Origin of the sequence: Bradyrhizobium sp., from assembly GCF_049586575.1 — a bacterium.
Classification (GTDB): Bacteria; Pseudomonadota; Alphaproteobacteria; order Rhizobiales; family Xanthobacteraceae; genus Bradyrhizobium.
In genome coordinates this window covers 1-1,773 of record NZ_JBAVCF010000105.1, presented here as the reverse complement: position 1 = coordinate 1,773, position 1,773 = coordinate 1, and the positions used below count along the sequence as shown (strand labels likewise).

Sequence of the window (1,773 nt, the reverse complement as noted above, 5' to 3'; positions counted from 1 at the left end):
GGTCCACCATCGTGTTGATGGTGTCTTTCAGCTCCAGAATTTCGCCACGCACGTCCACCGTGATCTTGCGCGACAAGTCACCGCGGGCGACGGCGGTCGTCACGTTGGCGATGTTGCGGACCTGTGCCGTCAGGTTGCCGCACATCGCGTTCACGGAATCGGTCAGATCCTTCCAGGTGCCGGCGACACCCGGCACGATCGCCTGTCCGCCGAGCTTGCCGTCGGTGCCGACTTCGCGCGCCACGCGCGTCACTTCCGACGCGAACGAGCGCAGCTGATCCACCATGGTGTTGATCGCTTCCTTCAGCTGAAGAATTTCGCCGCGCACGTCGACCGTGATCTTCTTGGACAAGTCGCCGTTGGCGACCGCGATCGTGACCTCGGCGATGTTACGAACCTGACCGGTCAGGTTGTTGGCCATCGAGTTGACGCTCTCGGTCAGGTCCTTCCACACGCCGGTCACTTCGGGGACCTGCGCCTGGCCGCCGAGCTTGCCCTCGGTGCCGACTTCGCGTGCGACACGCGTCACTTCGGAGGTGAACACCGAAAGCTGCTTGATCATCGTGTTGACGATTGTCGCCGATTGCAAAAATTCGCCGCCCAGCGGGCGGCCATCGACATCGAGCTTCACGGTTTGCAGCAGGTCGCCTTGCGCCACGGCGGCAACGGCGCGCGTCACTTCGCGTGTCGGCCATAGCAAGTCGTCGATCAGCGTGTTGACCGAACCTTCCATGTCGGCCCATGAACCGCTGGCCAAGCCGAACCGGACGCGCTGGCGTGTCTTTCCTTCACGGCCCACGACCTGGCCGACCCGCTCAAGCTGTTGCGCCATGCGCTGGTTGGCCGCCACGATTTCGTTGAACGTGTCGGCAATCTTGCCGTCGATGCCGAGATGATCGCCGGTCATTCGCACCGAGAAGTCGCCGCTGCGCATCGCCTGCAAGGCTTGCAGCAACTCCTGCGACGGGTCCGGCTTTCCGTTGGTGTGGGGTTTGTTGACTTTGGCGCGCCGACGCGTGGACGGATTGACCGAGTCGAGTTCACTCATGGAAGTCCCCTCGAAGAACCGGAAAGCGCGCCACCAGCCGAGCGCATGCGAGTCGTTTTTCGCTCGATCAAATCGTGCGCTGGGTCGCAAGGCAAGCGAAATACATTATATATTACAATATGATAGACCGGGAGATTGACGCCAGTGTGACCAATTCGGCAAGCGGATATTGGTTCCCGGCGAATTCAAATATTTTTCAATATGATATGCCCGATTAGAGCTCTGCTGTTCCCTGAAAGGAACTTGCCGCGGGCTGAAAGCGCGGAGCGTCTCCAGCTATCGCTGCGGGGGTTTCCGCCGCGGCGGGCGCGGGCTGACGGCTTGCGGATCGAACTTCATCGTTATCTTGTTGGCGCCTTCGCTGACGTCGAGAAGCGTCTGGCGCGCTTCCTCCAGCACGGTGGCAGACTTCTTGTTGAACGTCTGGGCAAATTCGCGGAGCGTTTGCATCTTTTCGAACAACTCGTCGGCCTTTCCATCCGTAAAGCCGGGCAAAAGGTTGTCGATGCCTGCCAGGGCCTTATCGAAGCCTGCGAAGGCGGTATCGGCTTTGGCCAGTGTTTGATCGATGATCGCGCCTCGGCTTGCGAGCGAGGCCGTGTATGTCTCGAAACTCAAAAGCCCGTCCTTGATCGTCGATTGATTACTGACAAGGAAGTTATCAACATTGTGCAGGGTATCGCGGGTCGAGTGGAGTTCGCTCAAATCCGCGGTCAATGTCGGAA

The 1,773-nt window shown here is 59.8% G+C and carries 1 protein-coding gene and 1 pseudogene; both read right to left on the bottom strand.

Annotated elements, in window-relative coordinates:
• Window positions 1-1,048, bottom strand: a 1,048-nt coding sequence (locus WB528_RS03710) for a HAMP domain-containing protein (RefSeq protein ID WP_423887079.1), incomplete at its 3' end; no start/stop codon positions are given.
• Between the two features lie 276 nt (window positions 1,049-1,324).
• Window positions 1,325-1,773 (bottom strand): annotated as a pseudogene (locus tag WB528_RS03705) (MlaD family protein); the annotation flags it as partial.